This window comes from Streptomyces sp. NPDC037301 (assembly GCF_055602785.1).
In genome coordinates, this window is record NZ_JBVJWD010000014.1 from 1 (window position 1) to 14,115 (window position 14,115).

The following is a 14,115-nucleotide window of genomic DNA, read 5'->3' on the forward strand; positions in this document are numbered from 1 at the left end:
GCGATGTGTCCGGCCACAATGTTCTTCATGGGTCGTGGTTCTCCTTAGCGGTGGAACGGCCCAGAACAGCGGGCCCGGTGCTCGAACACCGGGGCCGCGCGCCGTTCAGATGGGGTGAAGCGGGAAGTGATCTCCGGCTCCCCTCAACCCCGCCCGTACGAGACGGGCAGAGGAGGCAACCGGCCGTTTCGCGAGGAAGCGGCAGTCGTTCGGTTCTCCGATTCGCATGGCGCTGCTCGTTCCGGGGAGGCCCGAAATCCCGGAAGTCGTCGCAGTCTCGAAGGTGTGCCGTAGCGGTTCTTTAGAGCCGATGGCGTGTCCCCCATCTGGGGTGTGGGGCCCGGTTGTGACGCGGGCCCGTTCTCGGTCGGCTGGTCTCCACTCGCCTCGGCCAGAGTCGTCACGGCCGTCGTGCTGCGGTGGATCACGCTGTGGAGTTGTTGAGTAACCCGCCCCGGCGAACCGATGCGATACCTGTATTACAGGTCTTGCATCATGGGTTCGTCAAGCGGAGCGGTGGAACTTCTTGGCTTCGCGCCGGGACTTCCTGGCGCACCATCAGCATCGGTGCAGGCCAGGGGCGTTGGTTACCCCGTACGTGGACAGCTCAGATTCATCTGGATACCTTCAAGAGGTCCCAAGACGTCCCATCGGGGGTTGCGATGTCCAACGAACGCTTGCGGTCGGCCCTGCTGGCGCAAGGCATGACCGTGCAGGACCTGGCCGATTCAATCGAGGTCAACCCGAAGACAGTCGAACGTTGGATCACTCAGGGCAAGGTTCCGTACCGGCGACATCAGTACGCCACCGCGTCGCTGCTCCAGGTGGACGTGACAACCCTGTGGGACGACTCCCGCGCCGTCGACACGGCGGCAGACCTGAGCAAAGCGGAGATCGTCACCATCTATCCGCACCGCCACATGGTGCCCAACAGCCTGTGGCGCGAGATCTACGAGCGAGCAGAAGCGCGCATCGACGTTCTCGTCTACTCCGGTCTGTGGCTATCAGAAGATCCCTTGTTCCATGATCTTCTGAAAAGGAAGGTGCAGGGGCCAACGCAGGTACGAATCCTGCTGGGAGATCCCGACTGTACGGCTGTGCACCAACGCGGCATAGACGAAGGTCACCGCATCATGGACGGCAAGATTCGCAACGCCCTGCTGAACTACCAGCCACTCTTCACGAGCCACCCCGACATCGGCTTTCGCCTGCACGACGGAACGCTCTACAACTCACTCTTTCGTTCCGACGACGAGATGCTCGTGAACACCCACGTGTACGGAATCGGGGCGTACATGGCGCCTGTCCTGCACCTGCGTCGACTCCCCGGCGGTGGGCTCTTCGACACTTACGCGAATAGCATCGAACAGACCTGGGGCAGCGCACGCCCGGTCACGGATCGCGACATCACGGGAGCTTGAGCATGGGACGCATCGACTACCTTCACGACCCCGCCGCTCCGCCGGCCAACTCGGTCGTACCGTCCGTCGTGGCCTTCGTGCAGAACGACGCGGGCGATGTCCTGCTGATCCAGCGCTCTGACAACGGTCGTTGGGCGCTACCGGGCGGCGGTCATGACGTGGGCGAGTCCATCAGTGACACCGTGGTGCGTGAGGTCTGGGAAGAGACAGGGATCAAAGCCGAAGTCGTCGACATGTCGGGGATCTACACAGACCCGGGCCACGTGATGCTGTACGACGACGGCGAGGCCCGGCAGCAGTTCAGTATCTGTTTCCGCGCTCGTCCGGTCGGCGGCGACGTCCGTACGAGCGACGAAACGACACAGGTCCGCTGGGTCTCCCCTGCGGACCTGGTGGATTTCGACATCCACCCCACCATGCGGCTCAGGATCGAGCACGCGATGGACCGGGCGCGGACCGCGCCTTACGTCGGCTGACGTTTGGCGGCGGCGAGCCGTTCGACGACGCGGGCAGTACTCGCGAGGATCTCCGGTTCGGCCCGGCGGATGAATGTGCCGATCAAGCTGTCCGGTCCGTAGCGCCCTGCGATCTCGTTCACCCGGTCCACGGGATTCGTTGGGGTACCGTCCGGCGTCGTGTTCATGTCGCAGTAGCAGAGCGCATCGGCGAGGTGGGGATGCTCCCGAGGGAACTCCCCTTCCAGTTCCTCGCGTAGCCCGCGCGCCTCTGCCTCCATCCACGCACAGGAGTGGTGCGCTACCAGGCACACGACCCGCTCGTCTGCGCGGGCAACGTTTCGGAGGTACCGCGCACCGTCCAGTGGGTGAAAGCCGGTCTTGGCGAGGTCCGGCGCGTAGCCGATGTCATGCAGGACCGCGGCTGCCTCCATCAGATCGGCATCCGAACCCAGGATCGGGGCGATCGTACGGGCTCTCTCTGCCACACCCTGCGAATGAGCCCACCGGCGAGGCAGGGGCTCGGAGAGCAGTGATTCGGCGAGGGGATAAGCCCACTCAGTCAGTCCCGTGGTGCTCAAGGTTTGGAACTCTCCTCTCGGTTCGGCAGGGACAGCACGGTTCGTTGCTTCCCTTGCTTCCCTTCTGACAGCAGCCCGGCGGCTTGCAGCTTGTCGAGTGCCTTACTCACAGTCGGCCGCGAGACGTCGAAGCGCGCGCACAGCGCTGAGGCACTCGGAAAGGCTGCCCCCACGGCGAGCCCGTCATCCGTGATCACCTCAGCGATGCGTTCGGCCAACGGCCGGCGGTCGACGGATTGGCCACGCCGGACTACTCGCCAGCGCCCGCCGGGCACCGGTTCCGCGACCCCATCCTTCTGGAGAACACCGAAGACTCGGAGCGCGACGCCACGAGATACCCCGTGGTCGCGCATCAAGTCTGCAGCCGACGGCAGCTCAGTCATCTCGTCGTCGGCGTCGATCTGTGCCCTGACAAGATCAGCGATCTTCAGGAAGGTTCCCCGAGGGCTGGCCTGCTGCGACACCCGCTCTCCCTCTCTCCGTAGTTGTCTCAAGCCTGCCATGCTCCTCTCCTCGACAGGGCTGCCCGGTAGTGATGCGCTCGACTTCGCCGGGCGCGCTCCCGGCTCTGGCTGCGCCCGCTCCTGCCTTCGGCCCGCTCGGCATGAGACGAGAACCTAGCCCGCGGCTTCAGGACATGCCTCCGGCGGGAGCGCCCAGACTCCGGGATGGGAGCTGGGGCAAGTGGTGCGTTGGCGTAAGGGGTGTGCAGCCGTTCTCTTCGGTCAACGTCGCGGGCGCCGATCGTGCGCTACGTAGTGGTCGTCTACTTGCAAACCAAGGCGGGCCGCAGCTGCGAACTCATCCCGACACGTTCGACAAACCTCGACAGCGTCGGCTGCCCGGTCAAACGGAACATAACCCTCGACAAGACCAATCACCGTCCCCAGTGATTCGAGCAATTCACCAGCAGTATCGGATTCCACTGGGGTGCCTATAAGGGTAATCTCTGCCGCCAATTGCTCCAAGGTCTCATGCTTTTCCATGGATAGCGTGTGACTCTCAAAGAGGATCGCTCGCGCCTCTGCGTCAAGTATTCCTGGAACTCCTTCTGGTGGAGTCGAGACGATACTCGTGCAGCCCCCTAGCCTCTCAACCCTGGCATCGTCCCGATCCAGGAAGGCGCAGGCCGACCAAAGTTCCCGCTCAAGGGAGAGCGCGCCGCTCAAGAATTGCGCGTTTATTCGAAGCCTGTCCGACAGCCATCGAGCCCGGTCCTCTCTCCGGAATCGCTCTCGCTCGGCCCTTCGAGCCATGAGCTGCGTGAGCAAAGCTGCTGCCAACGTCCCCCCGATCCCGAGTCCAGCAGTGACGAGTTGCATGACCTCACTAGACATGGGGCCATCATCCTGAAAGGGGGGCATGAATGCTGGCCCCTTGAGGCTCTTGGAACCGCGACTGGCTGACTGACGTGGGTCGGACCGCTGACCTAGTGACCTGAGCCAGCAATCTGAGCGATCTTGGTACGGGTTGAAGATCTTTTTCTCATACACAGCCGGTGGACGGGATGTTCGCAGGTCGGAGGCCTGAGACTGGCGGCGCAATGCAGTCATTCACACCCCTGTCCCCCGGTCTATGCACAGAAATGGGCCAACTGCCCACAGATACTTGCGAGTTATCCACAGGCTCTGTGGATAGTCGGCTTGGCCGACGGCCCGTCACATGCCACGATCGGGTGAGAACTACGGACGGTAACTGTCGCCTGATGGTGGCTCACTGACCGAGGGTGGGCGTCGTCTTGAGGTCCGCCACAACGCAAAGGGCGCCCGAGATTCTTTGGCGAGAGTCGGGCGCCCCAGAGGAACCAAGGAGAATCATGCCTGCCCAGGCCCTCAACGTCCGCCTGCCCATTGGGAGCGGACGCACACTTCGGACTGTCGCACAGAGCGGTGCCAGCCGCAATTTTCTCATCCTGCTGGGTGCCATCGCTGGGTGTGTGATCAACGGGGATACCGCCACGTCCATCCTTAGGCAGGGGACCTGGTTGGTGGTTGTCCTTATCGTTCTCGTGTTGATCCGCACTGTTGAGGCCCTCGTGCGGCAGCGCGGAGGCGGCGCAGCCCGTCCGCCCGGCGTCATCAGCGACTGACACCAGCAGCGGCGCAGCGAGACGGCCTCTGATGGGCCCTCGGCGGGGATGTGGGCCATGTGTGGGCCACAGCAGCGGCGCCGGGGATCATTCGTAGCGAATGCGCAGGTCAGAGGCTCAGGCGTTCGCGTATGCGGGCGGTCTTGAAAACCGTCGTGGCGGCGACGTCACCGTGGGTTCAAATCCCACACCCACCGCAGATGAACGGCCCCTGACCTGGTGAATCGGTCGGGGGCCGTTGTCGTGTGCGCTGTCCGCAAGGTCACGTCATCCCCTGTGGTTTTTCGAGCGGTCGGGGGAGAGGGTGCCCTCCCGGCTGGAGCGCCCGGTCGGTCGTCCTTTTCCGTCCGTCTTCGACTGCCGAGCGATGAGTTTTCCTCCCTCATGCAGTCGTATCAGCATCACTTCACACCAACGGATGGGACACTGCCGACATGACTGAAACCGTGAAGGGCCCCGCCAGCTACTTCCCCTCGATCGAGAAGAAGTACGGGCGCCCCATTGCGGATTGGAAGGAGCTCATCCGCTCCTCCCACCTGAGCAAGCACATGGAGATCGTCTCCTGGCTCAAGGCCGAACACGGGCTGGGGCATGGCCACGCCAATGCTCTCGTCGCCCACACTCTCGCGGAGGACAGCAACAAGTAGGCGACCGACCGGGCGGCGATGGCGCGCTGGACGGGGCTCGGCGCCGACCGGGATTCTCGAGATCCGGACCTGTGCCGGACCGCGGGAGGTCCGGCGGTCCGGCAGGGGCCACGGAGGAACGCTGCAGCAGGTTGCGGGTCCGCGGTTGCCTGCAGTGCTGTCCTACCGGGCGCCCAACAGCCCCAGGATCTTGTCGACCGCATCGGCGACCGGTTGGCCGAGCGTTCCGACGGTCGCGGCGATGGTGGCCACGGCGATCAGGGCGCGGTGCCGCTCCTGCGGAGCGCTCGTACCGGAGGTGATCGCAGGCAGGGAGTCGTCGATGACCCGCGCGCTCGCGGGCGCGAGATCACCGCGCAGATTCTGAAGCAGCCGTACCAGTTCCCCGATCGCCTCCGGAAGTTCCGGGGACTGGTGCTTGACGATGCCCCTGTTGCCCGTACCGCCGTACATATTGACGTTGTCGCCGTGGATGTTGTTGCCGTAGTGATAGGAGTCGCCGTCGCTCATTTGCTCACCCCTGTGTTGAACATTCCGCCGTACATGTTCACGTTGTCGCCGAAGTGGTAGTTCTTCGGATTGACCAGCACACGCTCCACGCGCACCTGGAACTCGGCCTCCGGGTTCTCCATGGCGGTGACGAGGTATCGGACCAGCTGACGCAGTTGGTCCGGATTGGGCAGCGTGACCAGCGCGCTGGATGCGCTGGACGTCTCGACGGCCAGCACGTGCTCGGACGGCGCGGCCAGATCCTTCACCAGGCGCACGACCAGGCCGATCGCGATCGCGATGGCGAGGAACCACAGTGTGCCGGCGGTTCCGTCCGCGCTTTCGCCGTCGAACGACGAGTTCTCGTTGGTCATCTGGAAAAGGACGAACAGTGCGAACGTGATGCCGAGCCACTTCAGGAAGCTCATGAAGGCTTCCGCGCGCTTGGGTCTGAGTTCGAAGGTGTGGACCCGGGTGATGTTGTGCAAGGGATAGGCCGCCTCTCCCACCCACAGCAGGCGTCTGCTCACCTTCAGGTCGACGCCTGTTCCGGTCGGGGGCGGCGGTAGAGGCAGTGGGGTCCCCGCAGTTCCGGCGTTCTCCATGAGCTCCCCCGTGGGTATCGGTTCCGCGTTCGTATTCCGCCCTGTGTCTGTGTGGGAACCAATAAGTACGCGTCCCGCGCGTTCGAGTAGAGACGAAATGAGGCCAATCTCGACGCGTGGTGCTGTTCGGGGCGCGAGGCCGCCCTAATTTACGGGGACGTCCCGATTTACGGCGTCCCTGATCCGTCAGCCCGTGGTGAGGCGGGCCGCCGAGGCGATGGTGGCGCGGGCTTCGCGTTCGGTGAGGCCGGTGCGGACGGCGGCGTGGGTGAGGGCGTCCGCCAGGGCGTCGCCGAAGCCGTGCTTCGCGTTGCCCGGCGACTGTGTCGGAGCGTCGACGACCTTGACAGCGAGTACGTTTCTGACGGACAGTCAGAAACCCTGATCCGTACGCCCGTGTCCGGGAGGCAGCCGCCGTGCACCTGGCCCAGACGGAGCGTCAGCAACAGCTGCGCGCCGAACTCCGTACGTACTTCCGCAAGGTGATGCCCGGGAGGGACACGAGGACGGGGCCCGGGGTCGAGGACCCGGCCGAGCAACGCAGACTGCTGCGCCGGATCGGCGCGGACGGGATGCTCGGACTCGGCTGGCCCGTCGAGTACGGCGGCCGGGGGCGCGGCCCCGACGAGCAGTTCGTCTTCTTCGACGAGGCCTACCGGGCAGGGGCGCCCGTTTCGATGGTCACCCTCAACACCGTCGGGCCGACGCTGATGAAATACGGGACCGAGGAGCAGAAGGCGTACTTCCTGCCCAGGATCCTCAGCGGCGACATCGTCTTCGCCATCGGCTACAGCGAGCCGGAGGCCGGTACGGACCTCGCCGCGCTGCGCACCAGGGCCGTGCGGGACGGCGACTCCTGGGTGATCGACGGGCAGAAGATCTTCACCAGCAATGCGCAGAACGCCGACTGGATCTGGCTCGCCTGCCGCACGGACCCGGATGCACCCAAGCACCAGGGCATCTCGATCGTTCTGGTCCCGACGGACGCCCCGGGGTTCGCCTGGACGCCGATCGAGACCGTGGGCGGCCTGACCACGACATCCACCTACTACGACGCGATACGGGTGCCCGCCACTCATCTGGTCGGTGCGGAGAACGGCGGCTGGGGGCTGATCACCAACCAGCTGAACCATGAACGGGTGGCTCTCGCCGCCATCGGAATGCAGGCCGAGGACTTCTACGAGGCGGCACTCACCTTCGCTCGCACCCCCGACCCGCTGACGGGCCGGCGTCCGGTGGACGAGCCGTGGGTGCGGACCCGGCTGGCCGAGGCGTACGCCCGGCTGGCGGCGACGCGCCTGCTCAACTGGCGGCTGGTGGGGGATGTCGGGGCAGGTTCGCTGGCCCCGGGCGAGGCGAGCGGCGTGAAGTTCGTGGGAACCGAGAGCGCTGTCGAGGTGTATCGGATCTGCCAGGAAATCACGGGCGAGGCCGGGACGGTCCGGGGCGGTTCGCCCGGCTCCTTCGGGGACGGGGAGCTGGAGCGGATGAACAGGGCGGCGCAGATCAACACCTTTGGGGGCGGAGTGAGCGAGGTGCAGCGGGAGATCGTCGCGACGATGCGGCTCGGCATGAAGAGGGGCAAGCGGTGACGGGCGTGCGGGAAGGGCGGGAAGAACCGGGCGGGTCGGACCAGTTGCACGGGCGGCTCAAGGAGTTCGAGGGGCGTGCCGCCGCGACCGCGGGCGTCGGCAAGGACCTCGTCAACGAGCCGATGATCAGGCACTGGTGCGAGGCGATGGGGGACACCAACCCCGCCTACACGGGGCCGGAGGCGATCGCCCCGCCGACGATGCTGCAGGCGTGGACGATGGGCGGCCTCTCGGGGCACACCGACCGCTCCCAGGCGTACGAGGACCTGTTCGGCCTGCTCGACGGCGCGGGGTACACCTCGGTGGTCGCGACCGACTGCGAGCAGGAATATCTGCGGCCGCTGCGGCCCGGCGACCGGATCACGTTCGACGCGGTGATCGAGTCGGTCTCGGAGCGGAAGACGACCAAGCTGGGAACGGGCTACTTCGTGACGACGCGGATGGACGTCCGCGCGGAGGGGGAGCCCGCCGGGACGCACCGCTTCCGGATTCTCAAGTACACACCGGCAGCGGTGAAGCGTGCGGCGCCCCGCGGCGGCCGGAGCCTGCGCCCGAGGCCGGTGATCAACCGGGACAACGCCGGGTTCTGGCAGGGCGTCGCCGAGCACAGGCTACTGATTCAGCGGTGCGGCGAGTGCGCGACGCTGCGTTTCCCCTGGCTGCCCGGCTGCAACGGGTGCGGCTGTCAGGAATGGGACACGGTCGAGGCGAGCGGCGAGGGCACCGTCTTCAGTTACGTCGTGATGCATCACCCGCCCTTCCCCGCCTTCAGCACCTTTGCGGAGGGCGGGCCGTACGCGGTGGCGCTGATAGAGCTGGCGGAGGGCGTGCGGATGGTCGGCAACGTGGTCGGCGTGCCGTACGACAAGGTGCGGACGGGAATGCCGGTGCGGCTGGAATTCCTCCGTACGGACCCGGAGTTGGAGCTTCCGGTCTTCCGGGGAGGCGAAGGCTGACATGGACTTCGCGCCCACCGAGGAGCAGACCGCGGCACAGGGGCTGGCGGCGCAGATCTTCGGGGATCTGTCGACGCACGAGCGCCTGGCCGGAGCCGGCACGGGCACGGACGCCGAGCTGTGGAAGGAGCTCTGCGCGGCCGGGCTGACCGCAGCCGTGGAGGAGATCGGGCTGCTGGGCCTGGTGCTCCTGCTGGAGGAGCAGGGCCGGACGACGGCGCAGGTGCCGTTCGCGGCGAGCTGTGTGTACGGGCTGCTCGCCGTCGCCGGCCACGGCACGGACGAACAGCGGGAGCGACTGCTGCCTCCGCTGCGGGACGGCACGGTTGTGGCCACCGGGGCGTTCCCGGCTCGCGGTGGGATACGGGCGGACGGCGAGGGGCGGCTGAGCGGCAGCATGCCGTACGTGCCGTGGCTGCGGGACGCGGGCCTCGTCCTCGTCGCGGACTCGGACCGGGGGCTGTGGATCGTACGGACCGCTGATCCGGGTGTGGCGACGGAGCCGGTGGAGACCACGGCGCCGTGGTCGGCGGCGCGGCTCGTCCTGGACGGGGCGCCCGGGGAGCGGCTCGGTGGCGCCGGGGCGTACGAGGCGGTGCTGGCCGCGAGCCGGACTGCGTTCGCCGGGTTGCAGGCCGGGGTGTGCGCCGGTTCGCTGGCCAGGGCCGTCGCCCACACGAACACGCGGGAGCAGTTCGGGCGCCCGCTCTCCACCAAACAGGCGGTGCTGCTGCGCGCCGCCGACGCCCATATGGACACCGAGGCGATACGCGTCACCGCGTACGAGGCGGCCTGGCGGTACGACACGGGACTGCCGTACGGGCCGCAGGCGCTGACCGCCGCCTGGTGGGCGTCGGAGGCGGGAAAGCGGGTGGTGCACGCCGGACAGCATCTGCACGGCGGAACGGGCGCGGACCTCGACCATCCCGTACACCGCCACTTCCTCTGGGGCCGTCAGCTCGATGCCTATCTGGGATGCGGCAGCGAAGTACTGCAGGAGATCGGCCATTCACTGGTGAAGGAGGGACCGGAATGAAGGTCGGTGAGGAGCTGGCGCCGCTGGAGATCGCGGTGACCCGCACGCTGATCGTGGCGGGCGCCATCGCCTCCCGCGACTACCAGGACGTGCACCATGACGCGGAACTCGCCCGGGAGAAGGGCTCCCCGGACATCTTCATGAACATCCTCACGACCAACGGCCTGGTCGGCAGGTACGTCACCGACCGCTTCGGTCCGTCGGCAGTGCTCCGCAAGGTCGCCATCAGGCTGGGCGTGCCCAACTATCCGGGGGACACCATGGTCCTGAGCGGCACGGTCACCGCCTTCGGCGACGACGGGACGGCCGAGGTGTCGGTCGTCGGAGCCAACGGTCTCGGCAGGCATGTCACCGGCACGGTGACCATCAGCGTTCCGGAGGGGGTGGCATGAGCGTGCGCAGGGCCGACTCGCTCGGCGGCAGGGCGGCGATCGTGGGGATCGGGGCGACCGAGTTCTCCAAGGACTCCGGGCGCAGCGAACTCAAACTGGCCGTCGAGGCGGTGCGGGCCGCCCTCGACGATTCCGGGCTGACCCCTGGCGATGTCGACGGCCTGGTCACCTTCACCATGGACACCAGCCCCGAGATCACCGTCGCCCAGGCGGCCGGCATCGGGGAGCTGTCGTTCTTCTCCCGCGTCCACTACGGGGGCGGGGCGGCCTGCGCCACCGTCCAGCAGGCGGCCCTGGCCGTGGCGAGCCAAGTGGCCGACGTCGTGGTCTGCTACCGCGCGTTCAACGAGCGCTCCGGACGCAGGTTCGGTTCCGGGGTGCAGCAGCGGGAGCCCACCGCGGAGGGCGCGGCGCTCGGCTGGAACCTCCCCTTCGGGCTGCTCACGCCGGCCTCCTGGGTCGCCATGGCCGCCCAGCGCTATCTGCACACCTATGGGCTGACGCCGGATGTCTTCGGCCATGTCGCGGTCACCGACCGCCGCCATGCCGCCCGGAACCCCGCGGCGTACTTCTACGGGAAGCCGATCACCCTGGCCGACCATGCCGCATCGCGGTGGATCGTCGAACCGCTGCGGCTGCTCGACTGCTGCCAGGAGACCGACGGCGGCCAGGCGATCGTCGTCACCAGCGCGGAGCGGGCCCGGGATCTGCCGCAACCGCCCGCCGTGATCGTCGCCGCCGCCCAGGGGGCCGGGCGGGCGCAGGAGCAGATGACCAGCTTCTATCGCGACGATCTGACAGGCCTGCCGGAGATGGGGGTGGTCGCCCGGCAGCTCTGGCGGAACTCCGGCCTCTCCCCCTCCGACATCGATGTGGGCATCCTCTACGACCACTTCACACCGTTCGTCCTGATGCAGCTGGAGGAGTTCGGCTTCTGCGCACCGGGCGAGGCCGCCGACTTCGTCGCGGCCGACGCGCTGCCCCTGAACACGCACGGCGGCCAGCTGGGGGAGGCGTATCTGCACGGGATGAACGGCATCGCGGAGGCGGTCCGGCAGATCCGCGGCTCGTCGGTGAACCAGCTGTCCGGGGCGGCCAGGACCCTGGTCACGGCGGGCACCGGCGTGCCCACCTCGGGACTGATCCTGGGCGCGGACGACTGAGTGCGGGTCAGCTGCCCGAGTGAGGTGCCGTCCGGGTCCGGGCAGGACATCGGGGGCGACCCTGAGCCCTGATGGCGACGACTCCACCTACAGGAGGTGGAGCAGGCCCCACCCCTACACCCTGAGGCGGACGCGGTTTCGGGACCTGGGGCCGATCCCCGCGGCGGTGCCCGCTCCTAGCGTGGAGCCATGACCACGCCAGTCTGCACGGGCACCTCCGGGGGAGCTGCCACCATCGGACACGTCCCGCACGGCCCGTACGCCGCGCGCACTCCGTATGCCGCGCGCACTCCACACGCCTCACGGGCTCCGCACGCTCCGTATCCGTCGTTCTCCTCGTTCGTACGGGCACGGGGGCCCGTACTGCTGCGTGCCGCGCGCTCGCTCACCGCGAACCCGAGCGATGCCGAGGATCTGTTGCAGACCGCGCTCACCAAGACGTATGTCGCCTGGGAACGGATCGAGGACCACCGGGCGCTCGACGGCTATGTCCGCCGGGCACTGCTGAACACCCGGACCTCGCAGTGGCGCAAGCGCAAGGTCGACGAGTTCGCCTGCGACGAACTGCCCGAGCAGGAGGCATCGCCGACTTCCGACCCCGCCGAGCGCCAGACGCTCCACGACGCGATGTGGCGTGCCGTGCTGAAGCTTCCGGACCGGCAGCGGGCGATGGTGGTCCTGCGGTACTACGAGGACCTGAGCGAGGCCCAGACGGCCGAGGTGCTCGGGGTGTCCATCGGCACGGTGAAGAGCGCGGTGTCGCGGGCGCTCGGCAAGCTCAGGGAGGACCCGGAGCTGGCTCCGGTGCGGTGAACCCGGGTGTGCGGCAGCGTGCCGAGCAGGCCTGATTTTGCCGAACGACACCGATTCGTACTCCCGGGACTAGTGACATACCGCTTGGTATGTGAGCAGAATCAGCGGAACTCTACTGCCGCGTAGCGCCCACCGGGAGGACGCCGTGCTGAGCACCATGCAGGACGTACCGCTGACTGTCACCCGCATCCTCGAACACGGGATGACCATTCACGGGAAGTCCCAGGTCACGACCTGGACCGGCGAGCCCGAGCCGCAGCGGCGCAGCTTTGCCGAGATAGGCCGGCGGGCCACGCAGCTCGCGAACGCGCTGCGCGACGAGCTCGGTGTCGACGGCGACCAGCGGGTATGCACCCTCATGTGGAACAACGCCGAGCACGTCGAGGCGTATCTCGCGATCCCTTCGATGGGCGCGGTCCTCCACACGCTCAACCTCCGGCTCCCCGCCGAGCAGCTGATCTGGATCGTCAAGCACGCCGACGACAAGGTCGTCATCGTCAACGGCTCCCTGCTGCCGCTGCTCGCGCCGCTCCTCCCCCATCTGACGTCGATCGAGCATGTGATCGTCACGGGGCCAGGAGACCGTTCCGTGCTCGACGGCGCGGCGCCCCGGGTGCACGAGTACGAGGAGCTGATCGCCGCCCGGCCGACCAGCTACGACTGGCCCGAGCTCGACGAACGCCAGGCCGCCGCCATGTGCTACACCTCCGGCACCACCGGTGACCCCAAGGGCGTCGTCTACTCCCACCGCTCCATCTACCTGCACTCCATGCAGGTCAACATGTCCGAGTCGATGGGCCTGACCGACAAGGACACCACGCTGGTGGTCGTCCCCCAGTTCCATGTGAACGCATGGGGTCTGCCGCACGCCACGTTCATGTCCGGCGTCAACATGCTCATGCCGGACCGGTTCCTGCAGCCCGCCCCGCTCGCCGACATGATCGATCGCGAGAAGCCGACCCATGCCGCCGCCGTCCCCACCATCTGGCAGGGGCTGCTCGCCGAGGTCATCGCCAACCCGCGCGATCTCACCTCCATGGCCCGTGTCACCATCGGCGGCGCAGCCTGTCCGCCCTCCCTCATGGAGGCGTACGACAAGCTCGGCGTCCGCCTCTGCCACGCCTGGGGCATGACGGAGACCTCACCGCTCGGCACCATGGCCAACCCGCCCGCCGGGCTGACCGAGGAGCAGGAGTGGCCCTACCGCGTCACCCAGGGCCGCTTCCCGGCCGGCGTCGAGGCGCGCCTGGTCGGCCCCGGCGGCGAGCATCTGCCGTGGGACAACGAGTCGGCCGGTGAGCTGGAGGTGCGCGGCGCCTGGATCGCCGGTGCCTATTACGGGGGCACGGACGGCGAGGCCCTGCGCCCCGAGGACAAGTTCAGCGAGGACGGCTGGCTGAAGACCGGTGACGTCGGCGTGATCAGCGAGGACGGCTTCCTCACCCTCACCGACCGGGCCAAGGACGTCATCAAGTCCGGCGGCGAATGGATCTCCAGCGTCGAGCTGGAGAACGCGCTCATGGCGCACCCGGATGTGGCCGAGGCGGCGGTCGTCGCCGTCCCGGACGAGAAGTGGGGCGAGCGTCCGCTCGCGACCGTCGTCCTCAAGAACGGTGCCACCACCGAGTACGAGGTGCTGAGGAACTTCCTCGCCGAGTCCGGCATCGCCAAGTGGCAGCTGCCGGAGCGCTGGACGATCATTCCGGCGGTGCCGAAGACGAGCGTCGGCAAGTTCGACAAGAAGGTGATCCGCAAGCAGTACGCGGAGGGCGAGCTGGACATCACCCGGCTCTGACCCGACCCGGTCGGGGAGCACGACGAGGGCGGTACGGGACCTCCCGTACCGCCCTCGTCGTCATCTCCGGGCGTCCGCCGG

The 14,115-nt window shown here is 67.4% G+C and carries 14 protein-coding genes and 1 pseudogene; 10 read left to right on the forward strand and 5 right to left on the reverse strand.

Features of this window, described 5'->3' with window-relative positions; translation table 11 throughout:
• The first annotated feature begins 662 nt into the window (after positions 1-662).
• Both ACZ7IB_RS22455 and ACZ7IB_RS22460 read left to right on the forward strand, forming a co-directional pair.
• The gene (locus ACZ7IB_RS22455; RefSeq protein ID WP_470915000.1) at positions 663-1,421 is read left to right on the forward strand and encodes a helix-turn-helix domain-containing protein; all 759 of its coding nucleotides are present in this window, start codon (positions 663-665) and stop codon (positions 1,419-1,421) included.
• Between the two features lie 2 nt (positions 1,422-1,423).
• Positions 1,424-1,897 carry an NUDIX domain-containing protein gene (locus tag ACZ7IB_RS22460; RefSeq protein WP_470915002.1) on the forward strand — a complete coding sequence of 158 codons (474 nt, stop codon included), beginning with the start codon at positions 1,424-1,426 and terminating at the stop codon, positions 1,895-1,897.
• Here ACZ7IB_RS22460 and ACZ7IB_RS22465 read toward each other — a convergent pair.
• Positions 1,885-2,457: an HD domain-containing protein gene (locus ACZ7IB_RS22465; RefSeq protein ID WP_470915004.1), complete on the reverse strand. Its 573-nt coding sequence runs from the start codon at positions 2,455-2,457 to the stop codon at positions 1,885-1,887. The genes ACZ7IB_RS22460 and ACZ7IB_RS22465 overlap by 13 nt on opposite strands.
• Entirely contained in the window at positions 2,454-2,921 is a 468-nt protein-coding gene (locus ACZ7IB_RS22470; RefSeq protein ID WP_470915005.1) for a GntR family transcriptional regulator, read from the reverse strand. Before ACZ7IB_RS22470 ends, ACZ7IB_RS22465 begins: the two co-directional genes overlap by 4 nt.
• Positions 2,922-4,980: 2,059 nt before the next feature.
• Between ACZ7IB_RS22470 and ACZ7IB_RS22475 the strand changes: the two genes are divergently transcribed.
• Positions 4,981-5,193: a DUF4287 domain-containing protein gene (locus ACZ7IB_RS22475; protein WP_401997951.1), complete on the forward strand. Its 213-nt coding sequence runs from the start codon at positions 4,981-4,983 to the stop codon at positions 5,191-5,193.
• 162 nt (positions 5,194-5,355) lie between these two features.
• On the opposite strand, the gene ACZ7IB_RS22480 is transcribed toward ACZ7IB_RS22475, so the two are convergent.
• The 3 genes and pseudogenes from ACZ7IB_RS22480 to ACZ7IB_RS22490 all read right to left on the reverse strand — a co-directional run.
• The gene (locus ACZ7IB_RS22480; RefSeq protein ID WP_470915007.1) at positions 5,356-5,703 is read right to left on the reverse strand and encodes a hypothetical protein; all 348 of its coding nucleotides are present in this window, start codon (positions 5,701-5,703) and stop codon (positions 5,356-5,358) included.
• Entirely contained in the window at positions 5,700-6,287 is a 588-nt protein-coding gene (locus ACZ7IB_RS22485) for a DUF6232 family protein (RefSeq protein WP_470915009.1), read from the reverse strand. Before ACZ7IB_RS22485 ends, ACZ7IB_RS22480 begins: the two co-directional genes overlap by 4 nt.
• Before the next feature lie 186 nt (positions 6,288-6,473).
• A pseudogene (locus ACZ7IB_RS22490) lies at positions 6,474-6,593 on the reverse strand (bifunctional DNA primase/polymerase); the annotation flags it as partial.
• A 110-nt stretch (positions 6,594-6,703) separates the two neighbouring features.
• Between ACZ7IB_RS22490 and ACZ7IB_RS22495 the strand changes: the two are divergent.
• The 7 genes from ACZ7IB_RS22495 to ACZ7IB_RS22525 all read left to right on the forward strand — a co-directional run bounded on the left by ACZ7IB_RS22495 (position 6,704) and on the right by ACZ7IB_RS22525 (position 14,034).
• The gene (locus tag ACZ7IB_RS22495) at positions 6,704-7,879 is read left to right on the forward strand and encodes an acyl-CoA dehydrogenase family protein (protein ID WP_470915011.1); all 1,176 of its coding nucleotides are present in this window, start codon (positions 6,704-6,706) and stop codon (positions 7,877-7,879) included.
• Positions 7,876-8,835, forward strand: a complete 960-nt coding sequence (locus ACZ7IB_RS22500; protein ID WP_470915013.1) for a bifunctional MaoC family dehydratase N-terminal/OB-fold nucleic acid binding domain-containing protein — start codon at positions 7,876-7,878, stop codon at positions 8,833-8,835. The genes ACZ7IB_RS22495 and ACZ7IB_RS22500 overlap by 4 nt, the downstream gene beginning before the upstream one ends.
• 1 nt (position 8,836) lies before the next feature.
• Positions 8,837-9,871: an acyl-CoA dehydrogenase family protein gene (locus ACZ7IB_RS22505; protein WP_470915015.1), complete on the forward strand. Its 1,035-nt coding sequence runs from the start codon at positions 8,837-8,839 to the stop codon at positions 9,869-9,871.
• Entirely contained in the window at positions 9,868-10,263 is a 396-nt protein-coding gene (locus tag ACZ7IB_RS22510) for a MaoC family dehydratase (protein WP_470915017.1), read from the forward strand. The genes ACZ7IB_RS22505 and ACZ7IB_RS22510 overlap by 4 nt, the downstream gene beginning before the upstream one ends.
• Positions 10,260-11,426: a lipid-transfer protein gene (locus ACZ7IB_RS22515; protein WP_470915019.1), complete on the forward strand. Its 1,167-nt coding sequence runs from the start codon at positions 10,260-10,262 to the stop codon at positions 11,424-11,426. The genes ACZ7IB_RS22510 and ACZ7IB_RS22515 overlap by 4 nt, the downstream gene beginning before the upstream one ends.
• 189 nt (positions 11,427-11,615) lie before the next feature.
• A complete protein-coding gene (locus ACZ7IB_RS22520) occupies positions 11,616-12,239 on the forward strand; it encodes a SigE family RNA polymerase sigma factor (protein WP_470915021.1) in 624 nt (207 codons plus the stop codon).
• 145 nt (positions 12,240-12,384) lie between these two features.
• Positions 12,385-14,034, forward strand: coding sequence for a long-chain fatty acid--CoA ligase (locus ACZ7IB_RS22525; RefSeq protein WP_470915332.1), 1,650 nt, complete (start codon positions 12,385-12,387; stop codon positions 14,032-14,034).
• The last annotated feature ends 81 nt before the right edge of the window (positions 14,035-14,115 follow it).